Origin of the sequence: Alteromonas sp. ASW11-130 (assembly GCF_026183735.1) — a bacterium.
Lineage (GTDB): Bacteria > Pseudomonadota > Gammaproteobacteria > Enterobacterales > Alteromonadaceae > Alteromonas.
Genome location: NZ_JAPFRE010000027.1, coordinates 250264 through 266287, shown reverse-complemented (window position 1 = coordinate 266287; position 16024 = coordinate 250264). Strand labels below are relative to the sequence as shown.

Here is a 16024-nt window from a genome sequence, read left to right as displayed (position 1 = left end):
TTGCCTTCATAGCTGATCAGCCAGCAATTCAAGATATTTTAAATTCATATCAGGATACTATTTACATGAATGATTATCAGGCTCCTTGCGCACTTTTAAAAAATAAAATTATTTTAATTACAGGAGCCGGTGATGGTATAGGAGCAGTCGCTGCTAAAACCTATGCAGAATATGGAGCCACGTGCATATTATTAGGCCGCACCGTCAGCAAATTAGAAAAAGTTTATGATGAAATTGTAGAAAAAGGCTATCCGGAACCCGCTATCATTCCATTAGATCTTAACGGTGCGACCCCTTCACACTATGATCAGATGGCGATGACAATCAAAGAACAGTTTGGACAACTTGATGGGATATTGTTTAATGCATCGATATTGGGTCATATCGGTCCTTTTGCAGATATAGAGCCTGACCAATGGCAACAAATCATGCAGGTAAATGTAAATAGTACTGCATTTTTGATTAAGTCACTTCTTTCTGTATTACGCGCATCAGATAACGCATCTGTTATATTGACAACGTCTAGCGTTGGCCGAAAGGGCCGCTCGTTCTGGAATGGTTATGCTGTCTCTAAATTTGCTACTGAAGGCATGATGCAGGTCCTGGCCGCTGAATATACTAATCGCAACATTCGCTTTAATTGCATAAACCCGGGCGCGACCAAAACCCAAATGCGCGCAAGTGCATTCCCTGCTGAGAACGCTGATACGCTCAAAACACCAGAAGACATTATGCCTCTATATCTGTACTTAATGGGTGACGATAGTATTGAAATCAACGGCCAATCGTTGGATTGCCAACCGAAGCGGTAAACCATAAAACGAGCGAGCCGTAGATGATAACGGCTCGCTTGTTTTGTCAGGGCTAAGTAGATCTACTCCCCTATTTTTGCCCAGGTATCCCGAAGACCAACGGTCTGATTGAAAATCAACGCTTCATCACTACTGTCTTTGTCGCGACAGAAATAACCTGTGCGTTCAAACTGCCATGCATTAACTTCATCGTTATCGATGGCAAGCCCTGCTTCAACCCACCCTTTCTTCACGGTAAGAGAGTGACTATTTATGGCGTTAACAAAATCTTCCTGAGCAGCTGGGTTAGGTACATTAAATAATCGGTCATAGAGACGAAACTCTGCTGGCGTACCACTTTTCGCGTCTACCCAATGAATAACGCCTTTAACCTTACGTCCATCTTCTGGATCTTTACCGAGTGTGTCTGGGTCATACTCACAATAGACTGTCGATATATTACCCGCCTCATCTTTATCCGCACGAACAGCTTTCACCACGTAAGCATTTCGTAAACGTACTTCTTTATCTAGCACTAAACGTTTAAACTTTTTATTTGCTGATTCACGGAAATCTTCAGCTTCGATCCAAATCTCGCGGCTGAACTTAATTTCTCGCGTCCCCATGCTTTCATCATTGGGGTGATTCGGGGCCGTTAACGTTTCGCTATGTCCTTCTGGATAATTTTCGATAACGAGCCTGATTGGCTCAAGCACTGCCATAGCTCTTGGTGCATTAACATTAAGATCCTCACGGATACAGGCCTCTAACATCCCCATCTCAACCATATTATCCATTTTAGTTACACCAATACGTTTACAGAATTCACGTATCGATGCAGGTGTGTAACCACGCCTGCGCAAACCGGCGATAGTAGGCATCCGGGGGTCATCCCAGCCGTCAACATGGTCTTCGGTAACTAATTGAATTAATCGTCTTTTGCTGAGAACAGTATATTCAAGATTCAAGCGCGAGAACTCGTACTGTCGAGGTTGGCAATCAATCGATATATTTTCGATAACCCAGTCATACAACCTGCGGTTATCCTGAAACTCTAATGTACATAACGAATGAGTGATCCCTTCAAGAGCATCAGAGATACAGTGAGTAAAATCATACATCGGATAGATACACCATTTATCACCCGTCTGATGATGATGGGCAAACTTCACACGATATAGAACCGGATCCCTCATACATATAAAAGATGACGCCATATCTATCTTGGCACGCAAACAACACTCGCCCTCCTTATATTTACCGGCAGTCATGTCAGCGAATGCTTCTAAATTCGTCGATATGTCGGTGTCACGATAAGGGCTGTTTGTACCCGGTGCGGTTAACGTGCCGCGCAATTCACGAATTTGCTCTGGCGAAGAAAAATCAACATATGCCAAGCCTTTCTCAATAAGCTCGATGGCAAAACCATGCAACTTATCGAAGTAATCGGAAGAATATTTCGCCTCGCCCCCCCAATCAAACCCTAACCAATGAACATCTTCTTTTATAGAATTAACGTAGGAGATGTCTTCTTTAACTGGATTAGTGTCATCGAACCGTAAGTTGCACATACCTTTAAAATCTTGCGCAATACCAAAGTTCAGGCAAATTGATTTAGCATGACCAATATGCAAGAAGCCATTAGGCTCAGGCGGAAAACGGGTTTTGATAGCAGTATGTACACCTGATGCCAGGTCTTTTTCAATGATCTGACGTATAAAGTTGGTCGGACGAATCTCAGTCTCGGCCATGCTTATTATCCTCTTAAAACAATTCTGGTATGCAATGAATTCAATTATATCATCGGCTAACAAAGAGCAATACCGCTAAATCACAAAGTATACTTCTAATTATCTGAGCAAACGTTCTGATATTACAAAAAAATTGAATAGTGGTTATAAATTATGCAAGCTAGCTAAAAACAGATGCAATTATAAGCATGTAAATAATCAGACGATATTTGTTATTAAGGGAGTAATTAGCAATGTCTGAAATTTCACAATTTAAAACCCACTTTTTAGTGGAGTGTTTAGCATCGCTAAAACAACTGACTAAGAAGCTTAAAATCAATGGAGTAGTGACCATAACAAGGCAACTGATTCATTTCAGGCCTTGGCGAAAAGTCGCATTCAGACTCTTAAAGTCTTCGCAACCTAAGAAAATAGTTGCTTACCAAGATAGTACTTTACCCACTCATTGCCCCAACAACATACTTAAGAGATTAAAATCTGACGGCTTAGCGATCTTAGGCCAGCTGCCTTCCGATCTAGTTAGGAATATTCGTAACAAAACCGATAAGCTACCGTTAAATGAATACAAATTTGTTCATCAGGTTTCAGATGAAATTCGGCAGCTTAGTAAAGATCCAGCGTTACTTTTATTACTGCAAAATTATTTTAAACGAGCCAGAACTAATTGAAGCCTAACTGTTTGTCACCAGACCCGAAACTTACTTGCCCGACCATAACCAAAATAAATTACATTTTGATTATGCTGGATGGGAATCGTTAAATATTTTCGTTTACCTCACTGACGTATTACAAGAATCCTCTTATCATATATATGTGAAAGGCAGTGCGAAAAAAATAAAGCTGTGGGACGTAATCCGACAGATTGTTCCTGCAAGCGAAGTGGCCGAAAGGTTCAAAGATCGCATTCCACCAATAACCGGACCAGCAGGAACTTTATTTATTGAAAATGCAGAAGGCTTTCATTGCAGACATAAAGGGAGTGAAAGAAGAGTTATTTTAAATATGCTTTTCACTTCTCATCGGAACTTACTCAGTCACGGCCGTTCAAGCCATAAAACATTAGAGCGTAGAGATAGAGTATTTGAAGAGATATAGGCTAATCAACTTGATAAATTGATCTGATTAAAAACAGTTTTAGGCAAAAGTTTGCGTTTAGATTTGTGGTATTATAATTTTAAATGAATTTTGCGTACTGTTCGCTGTTTGAATTATGAAAGAAAAAGCAACTTCCTTCGATATTGCTCATATGGCAGGCGTATCTCAGTCTACTGTTTCCAGGGCGCTTAGCAATAGCCCTTTAGTGAATAAAGAAACCCGTGAACGAATTCAACAAATAGCCCGTGAGTTAAATTACAAGGTTGATAAAAACGCCAGTAATTTGCGCAAACAGAAAAGCAACACTATTGCCCTGTTACTATTTGAAGACCCTACTTCCGACGATTCTATGATCAATCCTTTTTTTCTTTCTATGCTGGGAAGTATTACTCGGGCGTGCGCAAACGCGGGCTACGATTTACTCGTTTCATTTCAGAATCTGGAGGACGACTGGCATGCGGAATTTGAGGATTCAAATAAGGCTGATGGCATAATCCTATTGGGATATGGTGACGATTATCTTTCCTATCGAACTAAGCTTTCACAGCTAGAAGAGCAAGGAACGCATTTTGTTCGCTGGGGTGCACACGATAAGATTCATCCGGGAATTATTATAGGTAGCGATAATTATCAAGGTGGTTACGAAATTGCCGAACATTTACTGTCTCTGGGCCATAAAACGTTTGCTTTTATTGGCGATGCCGATAGTCATGCGCCTGAATTTTTAGCACGCTTCACCGGTTTTACAGATGCTCTTAAAAAACAGGGAATCTCACCCCAAGATATAATTCAACTCGACGCATATTTAACAGAAGACTCTGGTTCTGATGCGATGAAAAGCATGCTTGAGAAAAAGATTTTCCCGGATGCAGTGTTTTGCGCATCGGATTTGATTGCCGTTGGTGTGCTTCGGGCACTAGGAAAAACTTCGTTACGCGTACCCCAGGATATAGCCGTAGTAGGTTACGATAATATCCCAGTTTCAGCCTACACGAATCCAGCGCTAACGACCGTACAACAAAACACAAAAAAAGCTGGAGAGATTTTAGTAGAGACCTTATTGAAGGCGATCAATAAAGTAGATGTGGAGGATTATTTAATGCCAGCAGAATTGATTATCCGCCAATCCTGCGGTAGCACAAATAAGTAGTTATTGCTTATTCATTTGGCGGGTAAGCTGTTGCAATATATTAGCTGCGACTATTTTATCTTCGTTGACCCAAACCTGAACACTATTCGCCGCAACTCTACTGGCAAACATTTTGTCATCAGTAATGGTTTGTTCCTCTCCGGATAAAGCTTCTCGCCATAATCCTGTCTTTAGAATATGTTTAACTACAAAGCTTTCTGTTGAACTGCCTTTGTTCAGCAATACTAAGGCGGTCTGGGAGATAGTATCATCTTGCAGAATACGATAAAAAATAGCCTTATCGCCTTTTAATTTAATATTCACTTGTAACCCCCGCTGCAATGCCGGGGTTTGCTGTCTGACGTGTGCAATCGCAGACAGTTTTTGATGAATAATATGCTTTTTTGCGCTTTCGATATTGTCCTGGCCGAAGTAATTACGGTTGCCTTGATGCTCTTGTGTTCCTCTCATGTAGCCCATTTCAGAGCCTTGATAAACGACCGGGATCCCTCGCACGGTAAATAACCAATTATTAGCATTAATAAAACCGTCGTCTGACGCATTCATTCGTTTCATGTCATGATTATCGTAAAACGTGGTGAGATCATAGGGATTAGCATAAGGGCCATGGGTAAGATGTAATGCATCTAACAAGTGAGCAAAATCGCTTTCGGCATCTTCAAACACGTCTACCATTGCCTTTTGCATGGGGAAGTCTAATACACTAATTCCGCCATTTTTTGGTAAGGTATGTTGAGCAATAAAATTTGCTTCATAGTTAAAACTTTCGCCAAACATATAAAGGCCAGGGTGTTCGCTGCGGATTCGCTCACTCATTTCCCGCCAAAAACTGTGGGGAACATGTTTAATCGTATCGATTCGCAGTGCATCAACTCCCTGCTCTATCCAGAACAGATAACTATTAATTAAATAATTACGCAAGTCAGCATTTTGTTCGTTTAAATTTGATAGCTCGGCAATGTCCTTTGTATGGTGAAAAAATGCGTGTAAAGGTTCATCTTCATTTAGTTCTGAGGGTAATAGATTCTGATGGTCGGCCACCAGCCCGCCTTTTTCATCATAAAGCTCTCCGAACATGGGTTGATCGACTGGCATCGTAAAACTAGGTGAACCGTGGTTCGCTACAATGTCGAATACCGTTTTAAGACCATAGTTCTGCTTTAGCTGGTGAGTGTAATCAGCAAAAGTCAGGTCTGCACTCACAAAATGTTCATCGGCTTTATAAAAGTTAGTGCCCCAATAGCCGTGATAACCTGTCTTCCCCCCATCTTTGAACATACCGCCGAATTCAATAGGTTTCCCACCGCTGAATGCTTCATTGGGATTATCGATGATGGGAGTTAGCCAGATAGCGGTAAAGCCCATATTTTTTATATATTGGGCATTTTGTAAAATTCCTTTGAGATCCCCACCCATGTAGCCTACGTTAGCGTACTTACCATCAGGACCATTAAGCTTGCGTTCCCAGGTAGGAAACTGACCACCTTGTTGAGGGTAATTATTACTCGCATCCCCATCTACAAAACGATCTGTCATCACAAAGTAAATAGCTTCGGCAGTAAAAGGTTCTTTAGTGCCATAGATATGCGTTACGGCGTCTTCAGAAGTTTGTTGACTAGTACTGCACCCTAGTAAGCCGACATTCGCGAGAGCGAATAACGCTAACGAATACTTTTGTAACAGCATCAAACGACCTCACCTTCTTCATTTACGATCGCGGCTAATTTAGGTTCCTTTACGAAGAAGACAGCAACCGCACCACATATCATTGAAACCCCTGCGACGACGATGATGTATTTGGCCTCATTGTCAAATACTGAACTAAGTATCCAACCCGCAACCAGACCAGACACAATTTGCGGTAACGCAACGGTAAAATTAAATATCCCCATATAGATACCCGTTTTGTTTGGCGGCAATGCACCAGCTAACATTGCATAGGGCATAGCCAGAATTGCTGCCCAGGCAATACCAATCCCTATCATGGGCAACAATAAATCAACGGCACCCGCAGGAACCGTAACCTGGGTGATAAGAAGATTCACATTCACGGGGGTAAGATCCTGGAAGGCCAGGAAACTCACATAACTGATGCCCCCTAAAAGTAATGATGACGAATAGATGAATTTGCGCCCAAACTTATCTGCTAATTTGGCTAAAAATACTGAGAATATCGCAGCAAAAACCGAGTAAGCGGCAAACAAAATACCTACCCAGTCACCTGCGGCACCTTTTGCGGCGATAACCGACTCCGGAATGCTCCCCACTTGCGCAATAAAATCCGGATCAAACCATTGCTTATCTATATTCCAGATATGTTGGGTAATGACTGGCATCGTATATACCCACATAATAAACAGTGCAAACCACGAAAAAAACTGCACGACAGCCAATTGCTTCATTGTAGTGGGCATATTTATTACAAGCGAAATGAATTGCTTTAATCTTTGATTCAACGGTGCTTTGTAAGCCGCTTCGGCTTCAGCAAGTTTAGGATCTACGCCCTTGTATCTGTAATAATCTGTAGGAGAATATTCTTTTGTACGAATAACAGTCCACAGGACTGACCCCAGTAAGATTGTTGCGCCAATGTAGAATGCCCAGATTACTGATGGCGCCACTTCCCCCGCGCTGGAGGAGTTAGACAGGCCAACCACATTTGTAAGTAAAAATGGCAGAATAGAACCTATTACCGCCCCTATATTGATAAGTAGCGATTGCACCGAATATCCAATGTTGCGTTGCTCAGGCGGAACCATATCGGAAACTAATGAACGAAACGGTTGAAAACACACATTGAAGGATGCATCCATCAATGCGAGCATTAGTGCACCGAATATCATGGGCGCCATTAAAGCAACAAATAAAGGGGCGTTTGGCATTAAAAACATGCCGATAGCCGCCAGAATAGCACCGCCCAATATAAACGGTCGACGTCTGCCTAGTCTGTTCCACGTTCTATCAGAAGCGGCCCCGACAATAGGTTGCACTAATAAGCCCATGACAGGTGCAACCAGCCAGAAAAGTGAAAGTGAATGCAGATCCGCACCTAAATCAGATAGAATTCGGCTGACATTGGCGTTTTGCAGAGCAAAACCAAATTGAACACCTAAAAAACCAAAACTGACGTTCCATATTTGCCAGAAGCTTAATTTGGGTTGTTGTGATTGCATAAATTTCTCGTGGTTATTGTTATTCTAAACTTCAGGGCTACTGTAATAGCCAAACTGAGGCACTTTTTGCGGGTACAGTCATATTGTTGTCTAGGGCAATTGCTTTTTCGTTACCCAAACGCGTCGCGCGACTGAATCCTTTAAGCATCGAATTGAATCTGGACAACGACAATTCTTCACTTTTCTCATTCTTGTTAATTACCACCATTAATGCTTTATCATATTGTGTTTCAGTATGGCGGAAATAAACATACATACCTTCTTGTGGACCATAGTGAGTGAGGTTTCCTGACATCAAACCTGGGTGCATTTTACGTAACGACAGCAACTGCCTGATTCTGTTTTGCGCCCACATTTGGTCTTTACTTAGGCCTATTTTAGTAAACGCATTTATTGTATCGCCTTGCCAGCCACCTGGAAAATCGCTGCGGATAATACCGTGGTCATCGGTGCCAGAATTCCCCATCAATATCTCAGTACCGTAAAATACCTGAGGGATACCACGCGTGGTAAGTATGAAGGTTAGGGCAATATTCCAGAGTGCTTTGTCTTCACCAATCTGAGTATAAATACGGCTCATATCGTGATTATCAGCAAACACGACTAGATTACCCGCATTTCCATATACAAAGTCACTGGCTAATACTTCGTAGAGTTCACGCAAGCCTGTAGCCCAGGTTTCGTCGCTCCGAAGCGCGCTTACCAGCTTCGATTGCAAAGGAAAGTCCATTACACTAGGTAAGGCACTTTCGTAACCGTCATGGCGGTGGGTACCCTTTTGCCAGTAAGACGTAATGAGAGGATTTACTGACCATTCTTCGCCCACAATATTTAAGTTTGGGTATTCTTTCATCAACCGAGCAGTCCACTGACTTAAAAAATCTTTATCAGAATAGGAATAGGTATCCACGCGTATGCCACTTAAATTAGCGTACTCAACCCACCAGATGGCATTCTGAATTAAATATTGTGCAAGATAGGGATTGCGCTGATTCAAATCCGGCATAGTCGGTACAAACCACCCATCACTAAATGCTGCTTTGTCTTCATAGGCTGCGTGTGGATCGTGTAATACTTCTCGGCGATGAGAAGTTGGCGAAAACGCTTTATGATTGATCCAATCTTCACTTGGCTTATCCGTCATCCAGGGGTGTTCACTGCCAATATGATTAAGGACCACATCTATAATGACACCTATCCCATAGTCGGCGGCTTTGTCAGAAAGCTGCCGATAAAGCTCTTCCGAGCCATAGCGTGGATCAATTTTGTAGAAATCGGTAGTGGAATAACCATGATAGGAATAGTGCTCCATTGCATTTTCAAGCATAGGCATTGTCCAAATCTGAGTAAATCCCATATCCGCAATATAATCCAGATGGTTTATCATTCCTTGAATATCACCCCCATGACGACCGCCTTTAAAATTACGGTTTAGCTTATCTTCATAGCCTTCTACAGTATCATTTTGACTATCACCATTAGCAAAGCGATCAGGAGTGATTAAATAAATGCTGTCGGTGGAATCGAATCCGCGACGAGTGGCTGAGCCATCATCTCGCTTTTTTAATTTATAGTTTACTTTATCTATTATCTTACCATGCTTAAAAAACCGGATAGGGAAACTACCCGGCTTAGCGTCGCTAATTGCAAGATCAATAAATAAGTAATTAGCGCTATCTAATGAATTAACTGCTGTTACGCTAACGCCAGGATGATCTACCTTTACTTGCGCTCCCGCGATATTGTCCCTCGCAATCATTATTTGAAGGGTTTCGTGTTTCATGCCAGCCCACCAATTGGGTGGAGAAACTTTTATTGCAAGAGTGTGTTGGGAGAAGCATACAAAGCAGAGCCAACAAAATAGTTTAAATTTAGTCATAACGCGTTCCAAGCGTGAGCCGTTCAAGCTGAGAATCTAAGATAGTAACGAAGCGGGAAGATGTTTCAGCATCGCATGGCTTCAGCGAGCCCATGCGGACAAAGCACAATGCACGTTCAACGACAAACACGTTTCAACTATAATAGCCCGTTTTCTAATCACTTCATCCCTTATGTTAGCAAATCGTTAACAGGTGAGGATATTACCGCTTAGCGACGTTATAAACCAACTTCCTGCATACGTATTCAGCGCGCAAGCTTTGTCGGGCTGGTAGCTTTTAGACGTCGTTTTTACTCAGCCATATAAGCATGATACAAGCCGCTATCCCAGTAGAACCGAGTAACATAGCCATAATCATAATTTGATAACGCACAGCGATCATTGGTTCAACGCCAGAGATAATTTGACCCGTCATCATACCGGGAAGCGCGACCAGACCTACGGCGAACAGTCCATTAATCTGTGGGATCATACTCGCGTTAAATGCTCGGCGCTTAGCCAGCTCTTTATCCCTCACATTGCGCCTCTCCGCAAAATAGCGTTCGGCGCTTAAGCTGATTACGTTCATACTGTTCGCCAGATACATACCAGCAAGAGGAATAAGAAAACTCGGTTTAAACCAAGGTTTAACCGGTAATATGCCCATCATGGTTATGCTGAGACAAATACCTACACCGGTGATTAAGGCTATCACTGCCCCAAACCAGCTTCGGGACGAAAATTCACTAAGCTTCCTAAGCGGTCGTATAGCTATCCATGCGGCTATGCTCAGCATAAAGGTAATAACCCCAAGGCTGATTAATGCAGAAGGGCTGTCAAACAACCAGATCAGAACAAAACCTACTAAAGCAAGCTGTATTACCATGCGTAAGCACGCATAGATTAGCTCTAGAAGGTCTTGCGGAGACCAGAAGACATAAATAGTAGCCACTATCGAAACTGGAACCAAGCACCACAATAACGACCACCAACTAATGAACATATGTAATCTAAAGTTAAAGGTGAATAACTACTGAACTCTTGTCCCCGATCAACAGCGTTGAAGGTAAAAGGAGCTCGTTCTTATCTGCTAGCCACGTAATTCCATGAGCCGAGAAATGTTGCTGTTCTACAGATTTTCCGCCCAGTATGTCAATACGTTTCGGTATCGCCTGCAAACCATGCACTACCCACTGAATATTTCTTGACGTTGGTGCAGTGGGGTAATCGCCATTAATCTGAATGTTCAGATTCAACTTACCAGCAGTGGGTTGAGCCGTTAATTCCATTGTAAGAAATTGCTTTTCCTGAATGGATAAAGGGGCATTGCCACTATCTTCAAAATAAGTGTAATCCGACGATTCTTCACTGTACCAATAATGAAATTGCATAGAAGACCAATTGATTTCTGCACTATTGCTTGCCGGTTCCACCATTGGCACGAAGGCACCTGCTTTTACTAATACAGGAAAAGTATGCTGAGTTAACGGGTATGTTATAATTTGATTCCCATCAAACGCGTTCCCAGACCAAAAGTCATACCATCGCCCCTGAGGCAAATCGACCTTCCATTCTGTTTGTTTCGCATCAGTAACAGGCGACACCAGAAATGCCTCTCCCCACATATAGCTATCTTTGTTATCGAACCACTTTTGTTGTTCAAAATGAAATGATAGCGGGCGCATAAGGGGTTTGCCGTATAATGTGTTATCAAAGCTAAGCGTATAATTATAAGGTAACATTTGATAGCGCAAATCAATTAGCTTTTTAGCAGCATCAATTACATCCTGTGAATGCATCACGGGCTCAGGTGGAATGTGTTCTTGTGCATGGGGCCTAAATACGGGTGAAAACGTCCCTAACTGTAACCAGCGTAAATAGAGATCCTTATCAAACTCGTCGCCACCCGCAAAGCCACCTAAATCGCTATGTATATAACCTAGCCCGAAGATGCCCATTTGTAGGGACAATTCCACCTGCGCTTTAAAGCCCTCCCAACTTCTACTAACATCACCTGTCCATGGCATCATACCGTAACGTTGACTGCCCAAATAACCCGCTCTCATTAATACAAAGGGGCGCTTGTCAGGTTGCGCTTTAAGTGTGCGTTCATACACCATTTCAGCCCACTGATGCCCATAAATGTTATGAATTTCGTCTGCGGTGAAAATGTGATTATCCCATTTATGCAGAGTATCGCCCGGGTGCACTTCGGGCTCGCCTAGATCTCCCCACCAACCCGCTACACCTTGATCCATCAATTTAGCATAGAACTGCCAAAACCAATCTTGGGCAGCATTATTAAATACATCAATAATTCCTGTATGGCCGAAATAAAAATCAAACATTTTAGGCTCGCCTGCCAGGTTTGTGGCGAGCGCGTTCGATTCCACCGCATCCGTGTACGTTGAAGACGTATCCAATATGAACGGCTCTGTTATGACAACGGTTTTGATATTTTGGTCCGCAAAATCTGCAATCATTTTCTCCGGATTAGGAAACGCATTTTTGTCCCAATTTAAATTACCCATATGGCCTTTAATATCTTTACCGAACCAGTAGAGATCCAGCACTACCGCATCAAGGGGTATAGCATGTGTAGCATATGCGTTGACTATTGCTCGAGTTTCTTGTTCAGAACGATAGCCAAAACGAGATGCAAAATTGCCCAACGCCCATCTTGGTGGAAGTGGTTGCTTACCGAGGGCTGCAATCAGGTGCTGAGAGACATCAGACATTGATTCTCCCATACTAACGATATAACGTAACTTGCCTCCTACAGCTTCAAACTGCAAAACATCATGTTCCGCTTTCCCTATATCCAGGTAGCCGCTTGCGGTATTGTCAAAAGCAAGTGCGTAATTACGATTTGACAACACAGCGGGCAAGCTATAATACATTTGGTTCGATTCCGATCCATAACCATAATGCGCACGGTTATATAAGGGCATGCGATGATTTCTGCGATCCGTTCCCAGCACTCGCTGGCCTCCCCCCATTAACTTTTCATCCGGTTGCAACGCAAATCGAAATCCGCGTATTGTTGGGTGAGCAAATACACCTATCTCTTCTTTAGTTTTTAATTCCCCCTTGTACCAGAACGCCAAGGAGAATGGGGCTTTTTGGGCAACGACTGTGACGTTTCCACTTACGAAGTGTAAGGTATCGTCCTTATCTTTCACGCGAAAGGTTAACGAATCAGTAGACTCGAACAATTTAAGTGCAGGGGGAGTTACGCGGTCATCGAGAAGACGATAGTTAACGGCTAACGTTTTAGCATTTATTAGGTCGATATCAACATGAGTATTGTCACTTAATTCTATGCTGACGCTCTGATTTTCGTGCGTAAAAGATTTAACCTCTGCTCCAAGAACAAAGAAAGAGAACAGCCATAAAAGGCTTATTGCGATACATCTGTTAGTCATTTTTTTGCCCTACAATATTGAGCCATTTCAGCGCGAACGCGAACTGCTCCTGCCAAAACGTTTCATTATGTTTGCCTCCATCCACAATGGCTGAATAAAGGTTGGTTTGGGGGTGCTGTTGCGCTTCGTGCAAGCTTACCATTGCTTTCGTATTGTTTGTGACTTGCTTGTGCTCTTCGCTGCCAGCAACAAAAAGCAAGCGATGAGTAGAAGGCACGGGATTATTTTCAGCAAAGGAAAAAGCCTGTTGAGAAAACCAGAAAGAAGGAGAGAAAATTGCTGCCTTTCCAAATATATCAGGATAAGCAATAAGCATGTAATGAGACATTAATCCTCCCATGGAGCTCCCCATAACACTGGTGTGAGCCACGCCGCTATGAGTACGAAATGCGTTATCGATATAAGGTTTTACCTGTTTTACAATAAAATCAGCGTAGAATTTACCCGCCACATCTGGGTATTTTTCTTGCTGCCAAGGGCTTAGTTCATTTAGCCTGTTTTCATTGCCATGATTTATTGCTACGACAATTGGCACATTCCACCCTTCAGCGGCAAGTTGGTTTAGTATTTCATCAACTCTCCATTCCCCCATGTAACTCGTCGAGTTATCGAAAAGGTTTTGGCCATCATGCATATAGAGCACTGGATACTGTTTTTCTGACTTCGCGTAATCGGGTGGTAAATAGATCCACACTTTCCGAGGTTCCCCTTCAGGGAAGAAAAAACGGTGCGCAACAAGATTTACGTTGTAGCTGCGTGTGGACTCGTTAACACTCATGGGAGTGGGTGTAGAGTTTTGGTTTTCGTATTCTGCAAACTGACATGCAAACAGAAAAAAACTCACACCAGCTAGTAACCAAGCTTTATTCCACAACATACACTTTTGATTCCCATGAATGAAGTGGCGTTGTGATTATCGCTTGGCCGTCATTTATTGTTACGGTATTGGTTTCGCCGCTAAGCAAATCTTTTAAATGGTCGCTTTCATCTAAACCCCAGCGCTTTACAAGCACCTCAGGTAACACAACTTGCACATTCGAATTTACCTTATCTGTAAATTGACTAACCACGATTAACTTACTTGTTTTGCTTTCTCTGGCAAAAGCAAAATGCTGTTCTGAATAATCACTTTCTGATGTAAGCGAAATGTCATGTAAGTGTATAAGATCACCTTCCATCGACGGGTGAAAAGCAGCGATATTAAGCACTTTTTTATAGTACTCGCGTAAAGACTTTTCCCTATCGGTCAACTGACCGCCGTCGAACTTCCCGCCATTCATCCATCGCTGGTGAGCAGGCACGCCGACGTAATCAAAAATAGAAGTACGGCTAGGCTTACCAAACCCAGCGTTTTCACTGCCATCCTCTCCTACTTCCTGACCAAAATAAATCATAAAAGGAGAAGAACTGATCAATGCGGATACGACTAATGCAGGCTTACCTATTTCAGCTTTCCCAGCAAACTCTGGTGAAGCTATACGTTGCTCATCATGATTTTCAAGGAAATGCAGCATATGGTTACGTATATCAGAAACCTTTTCATGCGCGTCTATTACCGCTGATACCTCCCCCGTTCCCTGCATGACGGTCTTTAAAGCATCATAAAAACCAACTTTGTCATATAAATAATCCATCTTGCCAGCATGCAGATAGTCGCGATATTTGTTGGGCTGGTAAACTTCAGCAAGTAAAAATGCATCGGGCTTTTTATGCTTTATTGACGAGTTCAGAAAGGACCAGAATTCAACAGGTACCATTTCTGCCATATCAAAACGAAATCCATCGACACCTTTATCTAACCAGTAATGTGCGATATTCTCGAATTTGTACCAGGAATCAGGCAATGTTTTGTCTTGCCAAAACTCAAAATGTACATTTAATGGTGCGGCTTCATAACCTTCAGGTAAACGCGGGAAGTCATAACTTCCGTTTGGCCTAACACCATAGTTAACCTTAACTGTTTCATACCAGTCGTTAACATCTGGCTTAGCTTCCCGCGCACCGTTTCCAGTCCACTTGGCGGGGTCCTCGTCAAACTTATTGTCTGCAAGTGGATGCTCTTCCCCGCCCAACGGTAGCGTATCTACAGAAAAGGTGGGAACTTCAAAGGGTTTGCCAGGTACATAATAAAAATTATTATTGCGCGCATAAGCCATCGTTCGGTCATCAGAGGCACCAAAATCTTCGATACCTCGCGGCTTTGTTAAAGACTGATAACCCCGGGCAACATGATTAGGCACAATATCGATGATAACTTTCATACCCTGTGCGTGGGTCCGTTTAATGAGTGCTTCAAATTCTGCTAAACGGCGTGAAGGGTCATCAGCTAAATCCGGATTGACGTTATAATAATCTTTTACAGCGTAAGGAGAGCCTGCCCTACCTTTAATAACATCGGGATCGTCCAAAGAAATACCATATTCGGTATAATCTGCGACCAGTGCGTGGTGCGGTACACCCGTATACCAAATGTGTGAAACACCTAACGCTTTGATTTCTGCTAATGCTTTGGGTGTAAAATCAGAAAACTTACCGACGCCATTCTCTTCTTTAGTGCCCCAGGGTTCGTTCGTTGTATTTTGATTGCCAAAGAGACGAGTGAATACCTGGTAAACAATGGGCCGTTGTTCGTTGCTTGTATCTTGATTAATTTTATCGGTGATTGAATGCGCGACTTGAGTGGTCGAGTGTTCCACCGAACACCCGAGCGATAGTAATAATATAGGTACCGATAGTGAGGCAAATCGATTCAGTTTATGTTTCAACATGATAGGCCATTGA

General features: G+C 42.6%; 12 protein-coding genes. 4 read left to right on the top strand and 8 right to left on the bottom strand.

Annotated features, from left to right (window positions below; genetic code table 11):
• Nucleotides 1-65: 65 nt before the first annotated feature.
• A complete protein-coding gene (locus OPS28_RS10320; protein WP_265609371.1) occupies nucleotides 66-812 on the top strand; it encodes a YciK family oxidoreductase in 747 nt (248 codons plus the stop codon).
• A 62-nt stretch (nucleotides 813-874) separates the two neighbouring features.
• On the opposite strand, the gene glnS is transcribed toward OPS28_RS10320, so the two are convergent.
• Nucleotides 875-2542 carry a glutamine--tRNA ligase gene (gene glnS / locus OPS28_RS10315; protein ID WP_265609370.1) on the bottom strand — a complete coding sequence of 556 codons (1668 nt, stop codon included), beginning with the start codon at nucleotides 2540-2542 and terminating at the stop codon, nucleotides 875-877.
• Between the two features lie 233 nt (nucleotides 2543-2775).
• Here glnS and OPS28_RS10310 point away from each other — a divergent pair, with 233 nt between their 5' ends.
• The 3 genes from OPS28_RS10310 to OPS28_RS10300 all read left to right on the top strand — a co-directional run bounded on the left by OPS28_RS10310 (nucleotide 2776) and on the right by OPS28_RS10300 (nucleotide 4787).
• Nucleotides 2776-3210 (top strand): hypothetical protein, encoded by a 435-nt coding sequence (locus OPS28_RS10310; protein ID WP_265609369.1) that lies wholly within the window; start codon nucleotides 2776-2778, stop codon nucleotides 3208-3210.
• 34 nt (nucleotides 3211-3244) lie between these two features.
• Nucleotides 3245-3637 (top strand): hypothetical protein, encoded by a 393-nt coding sequence (locus OPS28_RS10305; RefSeq protein WP_265609368.1) that lies wholly within the window; start codon nucleotides 3245-3247, stop codon nucleotides 3635-3637.
• 115 nt (nucleotides 3638-3752) lie between these two features.
• A complete protein-coding gene (locus OPS28_RS10300; RefSeq protein WP_265609367.1) occupies nucleotides 3753-4787 on the top strand; it encodes a LacI family DNA-binding transcriptional regulator in 1035 nt (344 codons plus the stop codon).
• Here the strand turns inward: OPS28_RS10300 and OPS28_RS10295 are convergent, their stop codons facing one another.
• From OPS28_RS10295 to OPS28_RS10265, 7 genes are all read right to left on the bottom strand, one after another.
• On the bottom strand, nucleotides 4788-6473 hold the full coding sequence (locus OPS28_RS10295; RefSeq protein WP_265609643.1) for an alpha-amylase family glycosyl hydrolase: 1686 nt from the start codon (nucleotides 6471-6473) through the stop codon (nucleotides 4788-4790).
• Nucleotides 6473-7960: an MFS transporter gene (locus OPS28_RS10290; RefSeq protein WP_265609366.1), complete on the bottom strand. Its 1488-nt coding sequence runs from the start codon at nucleotides 7958-7960 to the stop codon at nucleotides 6473-6475. Before OPS28_RS10290 ends, OPS28_RS10295 begins: the two co-directional genes overlap by 1 nt.
• 37 nt (nucleotides 7961-7997) lie before the next feature.
• Complete coding sequence (locus OPS28_RS10285) at nucleotides 7998-9839, bottom strand: glycoside hydrolase family 13 protein (RefSeq protein WP_265609365.1); 1842 nt, start codon at nucleotides 9837-9839, stop codon at nucleotides 7998-8000.
• 277 nt (nucleotides 9840-10116) lie between these two features.
• Nucleotides 10117-10821 carry an ABC transporter permease gene (locus tag OPS28_RS10280; RefSeq protein ID WP_265609364.1) on the bottom strand — a complete coding sequence of 235 codons (705 nt, stop codon included), beginning with the start codon at nucleotides 10819-10821 and terminating at the stop codon, nucleotides 10117-10119.
• A 13-nt stretch (nucleotides 10822-10834) separates the two neighbouring features.
• Nucleotides 10835-13243 carry a TIM-barrel domain-containing protein gene (locus tag OPS28_RS10275; RefSeq protein ID WP_265609363.1) on the bottom strand — a complete coding sequence of 803 codons (2409 nt, stop codon included), beginning with the start codon at nucleotides 13241-13243 and terminating at the stop codon, nucleotides 10835-10837.
• On the bottom strand, nucleotides 13236-14120 hold the full coding sequence (locus OPS28_RS10270) for an alpha/beta hydrolase (RefSeq protein WP_265609362.1): 885 nt from the start codon (nucleotides 14118-14120) through the stop codon (nucleotides 13236-13238). Before OPS28_RS10270 ends, OPS28_RS10275 begins: the two co-directional genes overlap by 8 nt.
• The gene (locus tag OPS28_RS10265; RefSeq protein ID WP_265609361.1) at nucleotides 14107-16011 is read right to left on the bottom strand and encodes an alpha-amylase family protein; all 1905 of its coding nucleotides are present in this window, start codon (nucleotides 16009-16011) and stop codon (nucleotides 14107-14109) included. Before OPS28_RS10265 ends, OPS28_RS10270 begins: the two co-directional genes overlap by 14 nt.
• Nucleotides 16012-16024: the final 13 nt, after the last annotated feature.

Coding starts and splice junctions, on each gene's coding strand:
- OPS28_RS10320 (WP_265609371.1), top strand. CDS start 66: ATGAATGATTATCAGGCTCCTTGCGCACTTTTAAAAAATAAAATTATT.
- glnS (WP_265609370.1), bottom strand. CDS start 2,542: ATGGCCGAGACTGAGATTCGTCCGACCAACTTTATACGTCAGATCATT.
- OPS28_RS10310 (WP_265609369.1), top strand. CDS start 2,776: ATGTCTGAAATTTCACAATTTAAAACCCACTTTTTAGTGGAGTGTTTA.
- OPS28_RS10300 (WP_265609367.1), top strand. CDS start 3,753: ATGAAAGAAAAAGCAACTTCCTTCGATATTGCTCATATGGCAGGCGTA.
- OPS28_RS10295 (WP_265609643.1), bottom strand. CDS start 6,473: ATGCTGTTACAAAAGTATTCGTTAGCGTTATTCGCTCTCGCGAATGTC.
- OPS28_RS10290 (WP_265609366.1), bottom strand. CDS start 7,960: ATGCAATCACAACAACCCAAATTAAGCTTCTGGCAAATATGGAACGTC.
- OPS28_RS10285 (WP_265609365.1), bottom strand. CDS start 9,839: ATGACTAAATTTAAACTATTTTGTTGGCTCTGCTTTGTATGCTTCTCC.
- OPS28_RS10280 (WP_265609364.1), bottom strand. CDS start 10,821: ATGTTCATTAGTTGGTGGTCGTTATTGTGGTGCTTGGTTCCAGTTTCG.
- OPS28_RS10275 (WP_265609363.1), bottom strand. CDS start 13,243: ATGACTAACAGATGTATCGCAATAAGCCTTTTATGGCTGTTCTCTTTC.
- OPS28_RS10270 (WP_265609362.1), bottom strand. CDS start 14,120: ATGTTGTGGAATAAAGCTTGGTTACTAGCTGGTGTGAGTTTTTTTCTG.
- OPS28_RS10265 (WP_265609361.1), bottom strand. CDS start 16,011: ATGTTGAAACATAAACTGAATCGATTTGCCTCACTATCGGTACCTATA.